17 protein-coding genes are annotated in these 16,758 nt (G+C 70.4%); 10 read left to right on the top strand and 7 right to left on the bottom strand.

The window, feature by feature from the left end:
- Nucleotides 1-4 precede the first annotated feature (4 nt).
- Complete coding sequence (locus ACQUST_RS08440; protein WP_435127277.1) at nt 5-937, bottom strand: methyltransferase domain-containing protein; 933 nt, start codon at nt 935-937, stop codon at nt 5-7.
- A gap of 103 nt (nt 938-1,040) precedes the next feature.
- Complete coding sequence (locus ACQUST_RS08435; RefSeq protein WP_435127275.1) at nt 1,041-1,706, bottom strand: protein-L-isoaspartate(D-aspartate) O-methyltransferase; 666 nt, start codon at nt 1,704-1,706, stop codon at nt 1,041-1,043.
- Between the two features lie 408 nt (nt 1,707-2,114).
- Here ACQUST_RS08435 and ACQUST_RS08430 point away from each other — a divergent pair, with 408 nt between their 5' ends.
- Nucleotides 2,115-2,504, top strand: coding sequence for a hypothetical protein (locus ACQUST_RS08430; RefSeq protein WP_435127273.1), 390 nt, complete (start codon nt 2,115-2,117; stop codon nt 2,502-2,504).
- A 12-nt stretch (nt 2,505-2,516) separates the two neighbouring features.
- Complete coding sequence (locus ACQUST_RS08425) at nt 2,517-3,152, top strand: DUF2306 domain-containing protein (RefSeq protein ID WP_435128157.1); 636 nt, start codon at nt 2,517-2,519, stop codon at nt 3,150-3,152.
- Nucleotides 3,153-3,337: 185 nt separating this feature from the next.
- Here ACQUST_RS08425 and ACQUST_RS08420 read toward each other — a convergent pair whose 3' ends face one another.
- A complete protein-coding gene (locus ACQUST_RS08420) occupies nt 3,338-3,994 on the bottom strand; it encodes an HVO_0476 family zinc finger protein (protein WP_435127271.1) in 657 nt (218 codons plus the stop codon).
- Nucleotides 3,995-4,181: 187 nt separating this feature from the next.
- Between ACQUST_RS08420 and ACQUST_RS08415 the strand changes: the two genes are divergently transcribed.
- Entirely contained in the window at nt 4,182-5,129 is a 948-nt protein-coding gene (locus ACQUST_RS08415; RefSeq protein WP_435127269.1) for an ATP-grasp domain-containing protein, read from the top strand.
- Between the two features lie 48 nt (nt 5,130-5,177).
- Here ACQUST_RS08415 and ACQUST_RS08410 read toward each other — a convergent pair whose 3' ends face one another.
- Both ACQUST_RS08410 and ACQUST_RS08405 read right to left on the bottom strand, forming a co-directional pair.
- The gene (locus tag ACQUST_RS08410) at nt 5,178-5,423 is read right to left on the bottom strand and encodes a DUF7120 family protein (protein ID WP_435127267.1); all 246 of its coding nucleotides are present in this window, start codon (nt 5,421-5,423) and stop codon (nt 5,178-5,180) included.
- A gap of 146 nt (nt 5,424-5,569) precedes the next feature.
- The gene (locus ACQUST_RS08405) at nt 5,570-5,953 is read right to left on the bottom strand and encodes an Hsp20/alpha crystallin family protein (RefSeq protein WP_435127265.1); all 384 of its coding nucleotides are present in this window, start codon (nt 5,951-5,953) and stop codon (nt 5,570-5,572) included.
- A 120-nt stretch (nt 5,954-6,073) separates the two neighbouring features.
- On the opposite strand from ACQUST_RS08405, the gene gap reads away from it, so the two are divergent.
- The 7 genes from gap to ACQUST_RS08370 all read left to right on the top strand — a co-directional run bounded on the left by gap (nt 6,074) and on the right by ACQUST_RS08370 (nt 13,833).
- Nucleotides 6,074-7,123, top strand: a complete 1,050-nt coding sequence (gap, locus tag ACQUST_RS08400; protein ID WP_435127263.1) for a type I glyceraldehyde-3-phosphate dehydrogenase — start codon at nt 6,074-6,076, stop codon at nt 7,121-7,123.
- Between the two features lie 172 nt (nt 7,124-7,295).
- Nucleotides 7,296-8,051 carry a ferredoxin Fer gene (gene fer, locus ACQUST_RS08395; RefSeq protein WP_435127261.1) on the top strand — a complete coding sequence of 252 codons (756 nt, stop codon included), beginning with the start codon at nt 7,296-7,298 and terminating at the stop codon, nt 8,049-8,051.
- A gap of 95 nt (nt 8,052-8,146) precedes the next feature.
- The gene (gene gcvT, locus ACQUST_RS08390) at nt 8,147-9,319 is read left to right on the top strand and encodes a glycine cleavage system aminomethyltransferase GcvT (protein WP_435127259.1); all 1,173 of its coding nucleotides are present in this window, start codon (nt 8,147-8,149) and stop codon (nt 9,317-9,319) included.
- Between the two features lie 102 nt (nt 9,320-9,421).
- The gene (gene gcvH, locus ACQUST_RS08385) at nt 9,422-9,802 is read left to right on the top strand and encodes a glycine cleavage system protein GcvH (RefSeq protein ID WP_435127257.1); all 381 of its coding nucleotides are present in this window, start codon (nt 9,422-9,424) and stop codon (nt 9,800-9,802) included.
- A gap of 201 nt (nt 9,803-10,003) precedes the next feature.
- Nucleotides 10,004-11,347: an aminomethyl-transferring glycine dehydrogenase subunit GcvPA gene (gene gcvPA, locus ACQUST_RS08380; RefSeq protein ID WP_435127255.1), complete on the top strand. Its 1,344-nt coding sequence runs from the start codon at nt 10,004-10,006 to the stop codon at nt 11,345-11,347.
- A complete protein-coding gene (gene gcvPB / locus ACQUST_RS08375; protein ID WP_435127253.1) occupies nt 11,347-12,900 on the top strand; it encodes an aminomethyl-transferring glycine dehydrogenase subunit GcvPB in 1,554 nt (517 codons plus the stop codon). The genes gcvPA and gcvPB overlap by 1 nt, the downstream gene beginning before the upstream one ends.
- A gap of 60 nt (nt 12,901-12,960) precedes the next feature.
- Entirely contained in the window at nt 12,961-13,833 is an 873-nt protein-coding gene (locus ACQUST_RS08370; protein WP_435127251.1) for a VOC family protein, read from the top strand.
- A gap of 22 nt (nt 13,834-13,855) precedes the next feature.
- Here the strand turns inward: ACQUST_RS08370 and ACQUST_RS08365 are convergent, their stop codons facing one another.
- Together ACQUST_RS08365 and ACQUST_RS08360 are read right to left on the bottom strand one after the other, a co-directional pair.
- A complete protein-coding gene (locus tag ACQUST_RS08365) occupies nt 13,856-14,287 on the bottom strand; it encodes a universal stress protein (RefSeq protein WP_435127249.1) in 432 nt (143 codons plus the stop codon).
- 389 nt (nt 14,288-14,676) lie between these two features.
- Complete coding sequence (locus ACQUST_RS08360) at nt 14,677-16,758, bottom strand: bacterio-opsin activator domain-containing protein (protein ID WP_435127247.1); 2,082 nt, start codon at nt 16,756-16,758, stop codon at nt 14,677-14,679.

Below are 16,758 nucleotides of genomic sequence, written 5' to 3'. Positions count from 1 at the left end.
CGCGCTAATCAACCGTGCGTTTGTGGCCGACCGCGGCGTGGCGCTCCGTCCCCGGTACCGCGTCGACGCTGACGTCCGCGAATCCGGCGTCGCGGAGCCACGACCGGATTTCGTCGGAGTCGGAGGCGCCGCCGTGGCCGGCCGCGAGTCCGCAGACCGACGCCGCGACCGCCGCGTCCGAGCCGTCGGCGACGGTGTCGACGAGGACGACGGTTCCGTCGTCCACGAGCGCGTCCGCGACGCCGGACAGGACCGACCTGGCTTCCGCGGGGTCGACGCGGGAGAGCATGCCGCCGGCGAACGCGAGCCCGTACGGCCCGTCGAGGTCGGCCGGGTGGCCCGGGTGCAGCCGGACGCCGCGGCTGCGAAGCATCGGCTCCACCCGGTCGACGGTTTCGGCGTCGTCGAGCATCGTCACGTCGTAGCCGCGGTCGGCGAACTCCGCCGCGTACACGCCGGAGCCGCCGCAGACGTCGAGCACCCGGTCGGCCTCCGGGGCGGCGTGGACCGCGGCGGTGACCGCCGACCGCACCGCGGCGTCGTCGGTGGCGGCGTGCGCGCCGAGCCGGTTCACGCTCCAGTCGTCGGGGGGCTCCGGCGGGACGCCGGTCTCCATCGTCTCGGGCAGGTCGACGAGCAGGTCGAGTTCGTCGAGCGCGTGCGGAAGCGCGCCGACGGAGCGGACGTCCCGCTTCGCCAGCAGCCCGATTGCGCGGTTCGTCGGCTCGTATCCGTCGCGGACTCGTTCGACGAATCCGAGATCCGCGAGCGCCTGCACGGCGGTCTCGGCCGCCTCACGAGTCACGTCTGTCTCCGCGGCGACCTCCGCTGCGGTCCCGGCGCTCGACAGCAGCGCGTCCAGGACGCCCGTCTCCCGGGCCGCCCACAGGAGCAGCAGCGCCTCGGTGTCGAGGCCGGTCCGGTCTCGCATCGGCATCGACTCGGCCTACCGAGGCGGCGGCTAAAAACGTCTGCCTCCGCGGCCGCGTCACCGGAACCACAACCCCACGGCCGATTCCGGTGTTCGGTCGCTGGCTCAGTCAGCCGGCCCCGTCGTCTTCGTCGGCTCCGTCGGCGCCGCGGACGCGGACGAACTGGACCGGTCCGTGGTGTTCGCAGTCGGCGATTTCGCCGGTGTCGTCGACGCGGGCGAAAACCAGTTGTTGCCGCAGCGTCCCCACCGGCGCGAGCGCGACTCCACCGGTCCGGAGCTGGTCGAGAATCGGCGGCGGGAACTCCGGGACGGCGCAGGTGAGGTACGCACGGTCGAACGGCGCCTTCTCGGGCCAGCCGTCCCGGCCGTCGCCGCAGCGCACCGCGACGTCGTCGTAGCCGAGCCGGTCCAGCGTCTCCCGGGCGTCCGCCGCGAGCGCTTCGTCGTACTCCACGGTGTACACGGCGCCGTCGTCGCCAACCAGTTCGGCGGTGATGGCGGCGTGATAGCCCGACCCGGTGCCGACCTCCAGCACCTCGTCGCCCGCTTCGGGGTCGAGCACGGCGCACATCTCGGCGACCATGTGCGGCGCGCTCACCGTCTGTCCGCCTCCGATGGGGAGCGGCCGGTCCTTGTAGGCGTCCTCGCGGCGGTCGTCCGGGACGAACTCGTGGTGCGGTACCGTCCGCAGCGCCTCGGCGACGTCGTCGTCCACGCTGCTCCCGCGCGCCAGCCTGTCGACCATGTTTTCGCGCGCCTCGGCGAAATCCATCGGCTCACCGCGGCTACGGACCGCCGCGGAAAAGTCGCTGTGGCCGGCAATGGAGCCGTCTGACCCGCAGGGTGATCTGCATGCGGAGGTTCGGTGGGGTTGTCATGGCTCTGTTGAAACCCTATTAGTTCGATACGATCGGCTGTGAAATAGCTGGTATGGAGGATTGCGGTCGACCGCAGTTAGAACGCGGGCTAGAACGGATTGTGGCTAGTACCCCCACAGAGCTTTATACAAGATATGCTATCGGTACCGTAGATGTCAACCCAGCCCTCTCCACGGACAGGTGGCGGGGAGCCCCCAACACGAGGAAAGGGCTTTACCACACGTATCCGAGGTGTTCCGCCGAAACAATGGATCGCTGCCATTCTCACCGGGTTTTTCGGCAGTATCCCCCTTGGTCTGATGATGCAGTACGGCAATCCAGAACCCCTCATTGAGCTTGCGCTTCCAAATATGTACGGCTTGGCTGGGCCGAACCTCCTGCTCGGGTGGGTCATTCATCAATTCCACGGGGTTGCCCTTGCAGTCCTAGTCGTTGCAGCCGTTCAGTGGTCGCCGATCCGGTCACGAGCGACGACAGTTCGTGGCGCACTCGGATGGGCCGTTCTCGTCGGCATCGTGACCACCGCACTGCTTTCGGTCCTGCTGATGCCCCTGTGGCTCCAAGCCGTCGGCTATCCGCACGCGCCAACGTTTCCCGACCTGACGATGCCCGAGAAGGCATGGAGTGTCGGCGGCCACATCGTCTACGCGCTCCCAGTGACTATCGGGTACGCCCTGTTAGCGAGGGAGTAATTCGTGACTGCCATCGAGACGCTCGACTCACTGACGCTCAGCCTCCACATTCTAGCCGGGTTCGTCGCATTGTTCGGTGGGGCGGGAGCGTTTCTCACGAAGAAAGGCGGTCTCACGCATCGTCGCTTCGGTCGCGCATACGTGTATTCGATGGCGTTCGTGGCGGCGTCCGCTCTCGCCCTCTTCGTCTACGACGCCACGCCGACACGGCAGTTTCTCGCGCTCGTCGCCGTGTTCAGCTTCTACTTCGTCTTCTCGGGCTACCGCGTCCTCTCGCGGAAGCGACCAGCTGACGCACCAACTGGTCTCGACTGGGGAGCGTCCATCACACTCGTTGCCGTCGGCATCGGCCTCCTCACGCTCGGTGGACTACGACTCGTGGAGGGAGAGTCGTTCGGCACGGTGATGGCGGTCTTCGGTGGCATCAGCGTTGGATTCGGCGTCCGCGATATTCGCCTGTTTCGAGACGGTCAGCCAGAGTCACGGGCGTGGCTCTACGAACATCTGTCCCGAATGGGAGCGGGGTACATTGCGACGGTTACTGCCTTCTCGTCCGTGAATTTCGTCTTTCTGCCACCGGTTGCCCGCTGGTTGTGGCCGACGGTGATCGGCACACCGCTCATCATACTCCTCGTCAGACGGTACTAGCCCACGTTCAACTCTCCAATAGAATCGATTCTTCCATGTCACAGCCGACCGACACACCGCTCCGCTGTACTCACCGATCAGCCCCCACTCTGTCACGGGTTGAGGATTTCAACAGAGCCGTCGTAGTGGGAGCCAAGGACGCGGTGAAAAGTACGGGAGAACGCGGAGGGCCGCGTGGGTCGTGGTTACCAGGCTGACCAGGCGGTCGTGGTTTCGTCGCGGGCGTAGACGCGCTTGACGTCCTTCGCGAACACCATGTCGCCCTCGTGGTCGAACTTCTCGCGGCGGTAGCCCTCGGCGTCGTCGCGGACCTGGATGCCCTCGATTTCGAACTCGTCGTCGCCGAACGACTCGGTTTCTCCGACGACGAACTCGAAGTCCCCGGGGACGTACAGTTTGCGGCTCTCGCTGTCGTCGTGGCGGCCGTCTTTCGGGTGGACCGTGACGTTCACGCCGACGTTGTCGACGACGCGGGTCCAGACGGTCTCGGCGTCTTCGAGCGTCGACTCCTCGACGCGCTGGTCGCCGCCGAGTTCGACGGCAGTGACGCGGACCTGCTGGATGGCCTCGTCGGTGTCGACGATGAACTCGTCGCCGACCTCGACGTGCTCTTCGGGGTCGCCGCTCAGCGACGTCGGGTACGACTCGCCGTCCTGGGAGACGACGACGTCGACGTCGGTGGTCGGCGCCTTCTCAACCGTCACCTTGTGCGTGTGGCCGCACTCCGTACACTGCACCGTCGCGTGACCACCGGGCTTCAGTACCTCGTGAACTGTCTCGGTGCCGCAGCCCGGACAGTCGACCGGGATGCGCGCACCCTGCTCGGGCGCTGCGTCGCTCATACCCGCTGTAGCGGGTCACGCCGTAAAACCTCTCGTTTCCGTGGCTCCCGTCGCAGACACGACCGCCCGTGGAGGAGCCACGGCGGAGAGCCGCCCGCGAACCAGCCGGCCCGGAGACGTCGCCGGCGCGGCGACCGCCGACCACCGCGGTTATGCCGCGGCCGCCCGTCAGCGACGACGAGAACCGATGACGCGCGCAGACCCGCCGCGGCTTCGGCTGGCCGTCACGACCAGTTCGGAGACGTTCGACCGGCTGACGGCGCGGCTCGCACCGCACGACATCGACGTCGTCCACGTCGACCCGACGGCGCGGGTCGTACCGGTCGACGCGGACGACTCGCCGTTCCCGCCGGTCGACGTCGGCTGGGTGTACCCGTCGCGGCTGATGGAGGGAGCGGTGCTGGACGCGCACCTCGACGTGCCGTGGGTGAACGGCCGCGACGTCGTCGTCGCCTCCCGCAACAAAGCCGGCGTGTTGGCGACGCTGTCGGCCGCCGGCGTCGACACGCCCGACACCGCGCTGGTGTCGAATCCGGCTGACGAAGACGACGTGCTCGCCGCGGCGGAGCGCGTCGGCTACCCGCTCGTCGTGAAGCCGAACTCGGCGACGCGCGGCACCGGCATCGCGAAAGTCGCGGACCCGGACTCGCTGCTCGGCGTCACCGACTACCTCGACCTGGTGCACGACTACCGCGCGACCGGCGACAAGTCGTACCTGCTCCAGGAGTACCTGCCGGGCGCGCGCGACTACCGCGCCATGGTCGTCGACGGCCGCTGCGTCGGCGCGGTCGAACGCCGACTCCCCGACGACGCGCTCGCGACGGGCCGCTGGAAGCACAACGTTCACCGCGGCGCCGAAGCCGTCGCCGCCGACCTGCCGGACCGCCACCGGGCGCTCGCCGAACGCGCGGCGGCGGCGGTCGGCGGCGACCTGCTCGGCGTGGACCTGCTCGAAACCGACGGCAGGCTCGTCGTTTCGGAGACGAACGCGCGGCCGACCGTCGACGACGCGGCGAAGTACGAGGACGGCTTCGACGGCCGCGTCGCCGCGCTGGTCAAGCGAGCCGCGTCGAACGCCGCAGGCGGCGACAGCGTCGTCGACCGCGGCGGTAACGGCACCGCGACGGACAGCTGAGCCTCGGGCTGCGAGGCGGAGAAAACGCGGAAGTCGTCGGTTCCGGAGTTAGAAGGTGTAGTCGTCGGACTGGTCGTCCTCCTGCATCGCGGGGTCCTGCTGGTCTTCGGTCATCTGGTTGAACATGGTTTCGTCCATCTCCTGGGTGGAGTCGTCGGTGGTCTGGTAGGCGGACACCCCGCGGGTCAGCAGGTCTTCGAGCGCCTGGTCGCGGTTGAGGAACTCGCCCTGTTCGACGAGCCGGTTGATTTCTCCCTCGATCTGGTCGGGCAGCGTGACTTCGACTTTCGGCACGGTCGTCCCTTCGTGAGTGGACGAATAAAGGCTCTGTCCCCGCGGCGCGGACGACCGCACCGCCCGTCGGAGGGGTAGCGGGCGCAGTTCACCGGCGGCGGCCAGTCGCTCACCGGGGGAACGGGGCGGCGGTCGGACGGTTCGGCTTATTCGACGTCGATGTCGGCGGACTGCTCGTCGGCGTCGAACGTCACTTCGAGGACGCCGTTGTTGAACGACGCGGACGCGGAGTGTTCGTCGACGCGGACCGGCAGTTGAATCCGCTCGTCGAACCGCCGGGTGTCGCCGTGAGCGGAGATGGTGAGCGTCGTGCCGTCGCACTGCAGGTCGATGCCGTCTTTGTCGACGCCGGGGAGGTCGGCGACGAGTCGGACGACCCCGTCGTCCTCGTAGACGGAGACGTGCGTCTCCTCGCCGAAGCCGGCGTCGCCTCGGCTGCTGTTCGGGCCGGTGCCGCCGGCCATCTCGTTCATCATCCGTTCGATTTCGTCGAAGATATCGCCGAACGGGTCGTTGGGGTCGTCCCGCATACCTCGACGTATCCCGCTCGCACCGATAAGCCTTCTCCCCGCGGCATCGCGCGGTCGTCCCGGCGCTGCGCCTCCGCGAGACCTACAAGAGTTAAGTCCGGCCGCAGCAGTCATTCGGTTATGAGTAAATCCTACCTCGCCGCCGGCGACGACGTCGACAGCCCGGTCCGAGTGGGCCTGAACGGCTTCGGCCGCATCGGCCGGAACGTCTTCCGCGCGGTGCTCGAAGACCCGCGAATCGAACTCGTCGGCATCAACGACGTGATGGAGGGCGAGGACATGCGCTACCTCGCCAGCTACGACTCCGTGATGGGTCGGCTCGACGGCTTGACGTACGACGCCGACGCCGCCGAACTCTCCATCGGCGGCACCGCCGTCCCCGTCCTCGACGAGCAGGACCCGGCGGACCTGCCGTGGGACGACCTGGACGTCGAGGTCGCGCTCGAATGCACCGGCGTGTTCCGCACCCACGACGACGCCTCCCGGCACCTCGACGCCGGCGCCGACACCGTCGTCATCTCCGCGCCGCCGAAAGGAGAGAAGGACGTGAAACAGCTCGTCTACGGGGTCAACCACGACGAGTACGACGGCGAAGGCGTCGTCTCGAACGCCTCCTGCACCACGAACTCCGTGACGCCCATCGCGAAGGTGCTCGACGAGGAGTTCGGTATCCGGCACGGCCTCCTCACGACGGTGCACGCCTACACCGGGTCGCAGAACCTCGTCGACGGCCCGAAGGGGAAGACGCGCCGCGGCCGCGCCGCCGCCGAGAACATCGTGCCGACGTCCACCGGCGCCGCGCAGGCCGCCACCGAGATTCTGCCGCAGCTGCAGGGCAAACTCGACGGGATGGCGATGCGCGTCCCGGTGCCGAACGGCTCCATCACCGAACTGGTCGTCGACCTCGAATCGTCGCCGTCCGCCGAGGAGATCAACGCCGCGTTCCGCGACGCCGCCGACGACGGCCCGCTCGCCGGCGTCCTCGGATACACCGACGACGAGGTCGTCTCCCGCGACATCAACGGCCTGCCGTTCTCGTCGTACGTCGACCTGAACTCCACGAACACGGTCGGCGAGGACGGCCTCGCGAAGATTCTGACGTGGTACGACAACGAGTACGGCTTCTCGAACCGGATGCTCGACGTGGCGGCCTACGTCGACGACAACTGACCCGGCCGCAGACCGACAGACGCCACGGCCGACCCGATTTTCCGCCGACTCGGTTCCCGCAGACCTGATTTCCGCCGACCCGGTTTTTCGGCTCGCTTCGAGCGCGGCCTCGACGCGGAAACGGCGAGACGCGACAGCGTTTACTCCGGCGAACACCTACTGTCGCCACATCGTGGATTCTCCGTTCGAGGTGCTCGGGCTCGACGCGGACGCCGACGACGAGGAAATCGAGCGCGCGTATCGGCGTCGGGTGCTCGAGACGCATCCGGACCACGGCGGGTCGGCCGAGGAGTTCCAGGCGGTCCGGGCGGCGTACGAGGAGCTCCAGTCGGGCGACTGGGCGGACGTCGACGTGCGGCCGAGCAGCCGCGGCGCCGACGGCGACGCCGACGGCGACGAGGCTAGCGGCGGAGAGAACGGTCGGTCACCCGGCGCCGCCCGGCAGCAGTCCGGCAGCGGGTCGGGGAGCGGGTCGGGGGACGAGGGGGCGCCGTCTCGGCAGACGACGGCGCGCGTCGAGTACCTGAACTACGACGTGGTCGCGGACCGCGGCTGGAGCCTCGACGACGACGACCTGTTCGACGCCGCCGCGGACGCCGACCTCGACCCGGACGACTACGGCCAGTTCCTCGTGGAGCCGCACGAGTCGCTGCTGGAGGCCGCCGAGAACCGCGGGTTCGCGTGGCCGTACGCCTGCCGCGGCGGCGCCTGCGCGAACTGCGCCGTGGCGGTGGTGGAGGGCGAACTGGACATGCCGGCGAACCACGTCCTCTCCGAGGAGATGCTCGACCGCGGCTTCCGGCTGTCCTGCATCGGCGCGCCGCTGACGGACGAACTGAAGGTCGTCTACAACGTCAAGCACCTCCCGGGGCTGGACGACCTGCGGCTGCCCGCCGACCGGTTCGAGCGGACGCTGCTCAACGACTGACCCGGGCCGAGGCCGGCGGCGCCGGCGGACGCGGCGTCCGCACGCCGGTCCGTCGGGATAACAAGACATTACTCCCCGCCGTCTGACCGTCCGACATGGCCTTACGGAAGCCGCCGCTGCGCGATGTCCACGCCGACCGCGGTGCGAAGTTCACCGAGTTCGGCGGGTGGGACATGCCGGTGGAGTTCGACTCCATCAGGACCGAACACGCCGCGGTCCGCGAGGCGGCCGGCGTCTTCGACGTCTCCCACATGGGCGAAATCGAGGTCGTCGGCCCGGACGCGACCGCGCTGCTGCAGCGGCTCACGACGAACGACGTCGCCGAACTCGACCCCGGCGACGCCCAGTACGCCGGCATCTGCCGGGAGGACGGCGTGCTGCTCGACGACACCGTCGTCTACCGGCTGCCGGACGACCGCGTGCCCGACGACGCCGGCGGAGCGCGGGACGCGGGCGACGTCGCGGCCGACGCAGACGACGCAGGCGACGCGAACGCCGACGCCGCGGCGTACCTGTTCATTCCGAACGCCGGCCACGACGAGCAGATGCACGAGCGCTGGGTCGACGCCCGCGACGCCGACGGCCTCGACGCGGAGGTCCGGAACGTCACGGAGGACTGGGCGATGTTCGCGGTGCAGGGGCCCGACGCGCCCGGCGTCGTCGACGACGAGGCGGACGCGGACGTGCTGTCGCTCGACTCGTTCGAGGCGACCGAGGCGACGGTGGCGGGCGCCGACTGCTGGGTGTCCCGAACCGGCTACACCGGCGAGGACGGCTTCGAGGTGCTGGCGCCGTGGGGCGACGCGGAGGCGGTGTGGAGCGCGTTCGTCGACGAGTGCACGCCGTGCGGGCTCGGCGCGCGCGACACGCTCCGCATCGAGCAGGGGTTCCTGCTGTCCGGGCAGGACTTCGACCCGGCGGAAGAGCCGCGGACGCCGTTCGAGGCCGGCATCGGGTTCGCGGTCGACCTCGACACGTCGTTCGTCGGCCGCGACGCGCTCGCCGAACAGCGGGCCGCCGGCGTCGAAGAGCGGTTCGTCGGCATCGAACTGCTCGACCGCGGCGTCCCGCGGCACGGCTACGACGTCACGGACGAGGACGGCCACGTCGTCGGCGTCGTCACCAGCGGTACGATGAGCCCGTCGCTCGACCGCCCCATCGCGCTCGGCTACCTCCCCGTCGACTTCACCGACCCCGGGACGACCGTCAACGTCGTCGTCCGCGGCAAGGAGAAGCGCGCGAAGGTCGTTCAGCCGCCGTTCAACTGACGCACCGCCGACGCCACCGCACTGCCGACGCCACCGCCACCGCACCGCCGACGCGAAGGGCAGGACTTTAGCACCGAACCGGAGTACCCACCTCCCACGCCGATGAGTTTCGACGTTCCCGACGGCAACCGGTACCGCGAATCGCACGAGTGGGTCAGCACCGAGCCGCCCCACCGCGTCGGCATCACGGACTTCGCGCAGGACGAACTCGGCGACGTCGTGTTCGTCGAGCTGCCCGCGGAGGGCGACGAAATCGAGGCCGGAGAGGAGTTCGGCGTCGTCGAGTCCATCAAGGCAGTCTCGGACCTGTACGCGCCGGTGTCCGGCGAGGTCGTCGCCGTCAACGACGAGCTGTTCGACGCGCCCGAACTGGTGAACGAGGCGCCGTTCGGCGACGGCTGGCTGCTCGAAGTCGACCCGAGCGACGAGGCGGAGTTCGACGACCTGCTCGGCGCCGACGACTACCGCGGCCAGATCGAGTGAGGCGGCCCGCCCGCCCGCCGGAGCCGTCGGCAGTCGGCGCGCTGACGACTCGTCCCGCCGCGAGACGGCCGGTGCCGGCCGGCTGAACCGGGAACGAACGACTCTTGGTTCCCGCGTCGTAGCCACACCTATGAACAGACGTGGACGGGTTTCGGTCCTCGGACGACACGGACGTGACGTGCGCGGAGGAGCGGTGCGCCGATGAGCGGACGCGACGCGGGGTCGCCGTACGCGCCGCACTCGCCGGCCGACACCGCGGCGATGCTCGAAGCGGTCGGCGCCGACAGCGAGGCGGACCTGTTCGACATCCCCGAGTCGGTGGCGTTCGACGGCGAGTTCGGGATTCCGCGGCGCGGCGAGCGCGAGGTCCGCGCCGACCTGCGCGAGACGTTCGCCCGCAACGACGACCTCACGGAGTTCCTCGGCCGCGGCCACTACAGCCACTACGTGCCGTCGCTGGTCGACGACCTCTCGGCGCGCTCGGAGTTCCTGACGAGCTACACGCAGTACCAGCCCGAAATCACGCAGGGGTTCCTGCAGGCGCTGTTCGAGTACCAGTCGATGCTGGTGGAGCTCACCGGGCTGTCGGTCGCGAACTGCTCGATGTACGACGCCGCGTCGGCGCTCGCCGAGGCGGCGCTGCTTTCGGACCGCGTCCGCGACGCCACCGGCGACACCGTGCTCGTCCCGGAGGCGCTCCGCGACGGCAAGCGCGCGACGCTCGACAACTACGTCGACGGCGCGGACCTCGCAGTCGAGACCTACCCGTACCGAGACGGCACCGCCGACCTCGACGCGCTCGGCGACCGCGTCGACGACGACACCGCGTTCGTCTACGCCGAGAACCCGACGGTCACCGGCGCCATCGAGCCGGAACTCGAAGCCGTCGGCGACGTCGCCGCCGACAGCGACGCGCTGTTCTGCGTCGGCACCGACGTCGTCGCGCTCGGCCTGCTCCGGGAGCCGGCGGCGGTCGGCGCCGACGTCGTCGTCGGCGAGGCTGGCGCGCTCGGCCTCCCGGCGAGCTACGGGATGGGGCTGGGCCTGTTCGCGTGCCGCGAGGACTACCTCCGGCAGGTGCCGGGGCGGCTCGTCGGCGCCAGCGAGGACGCCGCCGGCCGCCGCGCGTACACGCTGACGCTGCAGACCCGCGAACAGCACATCCGGAAGGAGCGCGCCACCTCCAACATCTGCACGAACCAGGCGTGGGTCGCGCTCCGCACCGCGATGCACGCCGCGATGCTCGGCGCCGACGGCCTCGCCGGCCTCGCCGAGGACTGCGTCCGCGACGCGTCGTCGCTCGCGGCCGACCTCGACGGCGTCGACGGCGTCACCGCGCCGCTGCACGACCGCCACCACTTCCGCGAGTTCGCCGTCGGCGTCGCGGACGCGCCGGTCGACGCGCCGACGGCCGCGGACGGCCTCCGCGACCGCGGCTACGCGGTGCACACGCTCGACGAGGAGACGCTGCAGGTGTGCGTCACGGACCTCACCGCCGACGAGACGGACGGGCTGGTCGCCGCGTTCGCCGAGGTGGTCGCCTGATGCAGCACGACCAGGCGCGCTACGGCAGCGACGACCGGAACGAGCCGCTGCTCGCGGAGAAGGACGCCACGGCGGTCGACCCGGGCGCGGAGTCGGTGCTGCCGGACGACCTGACGCGCGACTCGCTGACGATGCCGTCGCTGTCCGAGCCGGAGCTCGCGCGGCACTACACGCGGCTCTCGCAGATGAACTGGGGCGTCGAGTCCGGGCCGTACCCGCTCGGCTCCTGCACGATGAAGTACAATCCGTCGTTCACGGAGGACGTCGCCGCGGACCCGAACGCGGCGGTCCACCCGGACCGCGACCCCGAGTCGGTGCAGGGGAACCTCGAACTGCTGTACGGGCTGCAGGAGTACCTCGCCGACATCGGCGGGATGGACGCCGTGACCCTCCAGCCGCCCGCGGGCGCCGCCGGCGAGTTCACCGGCATCGCCGTCGCGAAGGCGTACCACGAACACCGCGGCGACGACCGCAGCGAGGTCATCATCCCGTCGTCGGCGCACGGCACCAACTTCGCGACGGCCGCGCTCGCCGGCTACGACGTCGTCGAACTGCCCTCGGACGACGACGGCCGCGTCGACGTCGAGGCGCTGGAGGCCGCCGTCTCCGAGGACACCGCGGCGCTGATGCTGACGAATCCGAACACGGTCGGGCTGTTCGAGCGCGACATCGAGACCATCGCGGACCTCGTCCACGACGCCGGCGGCCTGCTGTACTACGACGGCGCGAACCTGAACGCGCTGCTCGGCCGCGCCCGCCCCGGCGACATGGGCTTCGACATCATGCACTACAACGTCCACAAGACGTTCGCGACGCCGCACGGCGGCGGCGGCCCCGGCGCCGGCCCGGTCGGCGTCACCGACGACCTCGCCCCGTTCCTCCCGCGGCCGCAGGTCCGCCGCGTCGACGGCGACCGCGACAGCGACGCGGCCGACGACACCGAATCCGGCGGCAGCAGCGACGCGGCCGGCGGCGACCGCGACGGCGACGACGGGAATCCAGCGTTCGAACTGTTCGAGCCGGAGCACAGCGTCGGGAAGGTCCACGGATTCGGCGGGAACTGGCTGGTGCTGGTGAAGGCGTACGCCTACATCCACCGGCTCGGCGACGAGGGGCTGCTCGACGCCTCCGCGAAGGCGGTGCTGAACGCGAACTACCTCGCCGAGCAGGTCGACCTCGACGTCCCGTACGGCCCGTTCCACCACGAGTTCGCCGCGACGGCCGGCGACCGCGACGCCGCCGACGTCGCGAAGGGAATGCTGGACTACGGCGTCCACCCGCCGACGACGAAGTGGCCGGAGATGGTGCCGGAGGCGATGCTGACCGAGCCGACCGAAATCGAGAGCCGCGAGTCGCTCGACGACCTCGCCGCCGCGTTCAACGGCGCCGTCGCCGACAGCGACGAGACGCTGCAGTCCGCGCCGACCCACACCGCCGCGCGCCGCATCGACCAGGCGAGCGCCGCCCGGAACCCGCGGCTGAGCTGGCACGCGCTCGGCGCCGGCGTCGACGACGCGGCCGACGGCACCGCCGACGCCGACGAGCACCGGTAACTCCCGGTTCCGCCGGCCGCCAGCGCCACCGCTTTTGGGTCGCCGCGCGAAGGGGTCGACGTGACCGAATCGTCCACGGCGGCCGTTCCGGACGCGGCCCGCGTCGGCCGCGTCGCGCTCCGCGTCGAGAACCTCGACCGGCAGGTGTCGTTTTACGAGTCCGTCGTCGGCCTCGCGGTGCTGGAGCGCCGCGACGACCGCGCGGTGCTCGGCGCCGGCGGCGACCCGCTTGTCGTCCTGACCGCGGCGCCCGACGCGCCGGAGCGCGGCCGCGACGAAACCGGGCTGTTTCACGCCGCGTTCCTGTTCCCGTCGCGGGGCGCGCTCGCCGACGCGCTCGGCCGCGTCGAGGCGGAGTGGGAACTCACCGGCGCCTCCGACCACCGCGTGAGCGAGGCGCTGTACCTCCGCGACCCGGAGGGGAACGGCGTCGAACTGTACCGCGACCGGCCGCGCCGCGAGTGGCCCGAGACCGACGACGGCCGCGTCGAGATGGACACGCTGCCGCTCGACCTCGATTCGCTCCGCACCGACGCGGCGGGCGAGTCGGCCGCGCCGCCCGGAACGACGGTCGGCCACGTCCACCTCGAAGTGTCGTCAATCGACGCCTCCCGTGCGTTCTACGCCGACGCGCTCGGCCTCCGGGTGCGGCAGGCGTTCGGGCCGTCGGCGCTGTTTCTCGCGGCGGACGGCTACCACCACCACGTCGGCCTGAACACGTGGAACGGCCGGACGGCGCCGGCGACGGGCCGCGGGCTCGACTGGTTCGAGTTCGTGCTCCCCGACGGCGACGCCGTGGTGGCGGCGCGCAATCGGTTCGAAGCCGCGGACGTCGCCGCGGTCCGGGAACGCGGCGACGCGGTCGCGGTCGACGACCCCGACGGAATCACGCTGCTGCTGCGGGCGGCGACGGACGACGAACGCGGCCGCTGAGCGGCTGGAAGAACTGCGCGGCTCAGTGGACGATGGTGACGGGGACGGGCGAGCGGCGGACGACTTTCTCGGCGACGCTGCCGAGCAGGAGCCGGTCGATGCCGGTGCGGCCGTGGCTCCCCATGACGACGGCGTCGAGGTCGTGCGCTTCGATGTAGTCGACGATGGTCCGGGCGGGCGGGCCGTACAGCGTCTCGGTTTCGGCGGCCGCGCCGCGCTCTCGGACCACGGCTTCCGCGTCCGCGAGGAGTTCCTTCGCGGCGTTCTTCGCGGTCTCTTCGAGCTCCTTCGAGTAGTAGACGTCGCCTTCGGCGTCGCCCGTGGAAATCCAGCGGTTCGGGTCGACGACGTGCACCAGGACGTACTCGGCGTCGCCGTGGACGTCGAGCGCGTGTTCGAGGGCGGCGGTGGACTGTTCGGAGCTGTCGATGGGAACCAGGACGCGTCGAGTCACACTGGCCGCGTCGCCCGCCCGCCCAACAGGTGTTTCGGTGGCGGAACGACGCTGACGCAGGGGCGACCAAACCTGTTAGGGACAACCGGGACGTGGCGCCGCCGCATCGATACAGGTCGCTTGAGTTCGGTTGGGACGCGGACTCGAGCGAACCGACGCGCCGGCCGAACGCACGCTGTGGATGCACGCCGGCCGGCCGACGCTCCACGCGGCGCGCCGACGGCGGCCCGGACCGGGCGCACAGCCGGGTCGCCGTGGCGACCGTGCACGACGACCACCGTGGACGCGGGTGGGGACCGGACGAAACGGGCGAGGACGAGCCGGGGTGGGTCGTCGAGAGCGCACGAGTGGTGTTGGGACGAGGTCGCCGCCGTGGGAAGGCGGCGACGCTACCCGTTCTGGGCGTTCCGTCCGTTCCGGTCGTTCCGGTCGTCTCCGTCGGAGAGCAGCCCGCCGAAAATCGTGTTCTCCGCCGCGCGGAGGTGCTGTGAGAACGTCGCCGACGAGATGCCGAGCGACTCCGCGACCTCCTCGCCGTTCGCCTGCCGCGGCCACTCGAAGTAGCCCGCGAAGTACGCGGTCTCCAGGACGGTGCGCTGCCGGTCGGTCAGCTCCTCCGACCACGCCTCCTTCAGCTGCTGGTTCTCGCCTGACCGGTCGGTGAGCTGTCGGCGCGCCACCGGCTCCGCCTCCGGGTACCGGTCCCGAATCGTCTCGATGACCGCGCGGACGGCGACGTCGGGCGGGAGGTGGACGACCATCCGGAGCGTCCCGTCTTCGATGACCATCTGCTCGACGGAGCCGCCGTGTTCGGCGACCCGCGCCATCACCGGTTCGTCGGCGGTTCGGAGCTCGAACCGGACGTCGTCGAGCGTCTCGCTCACCACGTCGAAGTCGGTCCAGTACGCCGACTGCTCGGTGAGCGATTCGAGCACCGACGTCGCGTGCTCCGGGGCGACGCCGTAGATGAGGAACTCGTCGTCGTCGACCGGGACCGCCCGCTCGAACGTCAGCGTCTCCGCCGACGACGCCTCGACGCCGAGCGCGTCGAACACGTCGGGGACCCGGACCTCGAGTTCGACGGTGCTGTCGCTCATCAGCGCCTGCTTCCGCTCGGCGGCGGCGATGGCGTGCCCGACGATTTCGCCGAGGTGTCCGAGGACGGTCCGCTCCTCGTCGCGGAACGCGTCCTCCCGGTCGGCGTACACGTTCAGGACGCCGTAGACGGTGTCCTCGTGGCTGATGGGAATCGCGGCGGACGACCGGAAGCCGTACTCGTCTGCGGCCTCGCGCCACGGCGCGTACGACTCCTCGCTTGCGACGTCGCGGACCGTCTGCGGCTCGCCGGTCCGCAGCGCCCGGGGCGTCGGCCCCTGCCCCGTCTCGTCGTCCGGGTCCATCGACAGCGAGACCTCGTCGAGGTAGTCGCCGGTGCCGGCTTCGGCGCGCACCGTCACCGACCGCGTCGTCCGGTCGTGCTCGGCGATCCAGGCGAACTCGTAGGAGGCCGACTCGGCGAGCCGCTCACAGACGATCTGTTCGATCTCCTGTCTCGTCGACCGGTCGATGACCGCCTCGGTGACGCCGTGGACGACGCCGTTCAGCTGGTTCAGCGCGGCGAGCCGCTTGCGCTGGAGTTCGAGTCGGCGCTCGTACGCCTTCCGCTCGGTGACGTCGTGGGTGTAGACGACGAGCCCGCCGATTGCCGGCTCGTCGAGGAGGTTCCGGCCGCGCGCCTCCAGGTCGACCCAGGAGCCGTCCGCGTGTCTGAACCGGAACTCCGCGGAGGCCCGGTACGTGCTGTCGTCGGTGAGCGACGAGAACTCCGCGCGCAGCGCCGCCCGGTCGTCGGGGTGGACGTACTCGAACGTGTTCTCCCCGACGAGGGCGTCCTGCGGGTAGCCGAGGACGTGTTCGACCGACGGCGTGACGTAGCTCACCGTGCCGTCGAGGTCGATGACGGCGTTGACGTCGGTCGACTCCTCGATGAGCGTCTCGTACCGCTTCAGGGTCCGCTCGTGCGCCTTCCGCTCGATGGCGTGGTAGACGGTTCGCGCGAGGAGGTTCGGGTTGATTTCGTCTTTCACGAGGTACTCCTCGGCGCCCTCGCGGAGCGCCTCGACGCCGACCTCGTGGTCGCTGACGCCGGTGAGCACGACGACCGGCACCGGGCCGGTCCGGCGGTGCAGCGTCCGCAGCGTCTCGATGCCGGTGCTGTCCGGGAGGTTCAAGTCGAGCAGCACGACGTCGAACGGCTCGGTCCGGAAGCGGTCGACGCCGTCTTCGAGCCGCGTCTCGTGGACGAACATCTCGCCGTCGCCGGCGCCGTCCGGCCGGGCGTCGAGCAGGTCGTCGTGGTCGAACGGCCGCTCCGTGAACTCGGCGGCGTCCGCCAGCAACTCCTCGATGTACCGGGCGTCGCCGGGGTTGTCCTCGACGAGCAGGATTCGGGGGAGCGTCTGGTCGGGCAT

The sequence above is a fragment of the Halobaculum sp. D14 genome, assembly GCF_051195135.1.
GTDB lineage: Archaea > Halobacteriota > Halobacteria > Halobacteriales > Haloferacaceae > JBNTKA01.
Note: the sequence above shows the minus strand (reverse complement) of the source record. Positions and strands in the feature narration are given on the sequence as shown.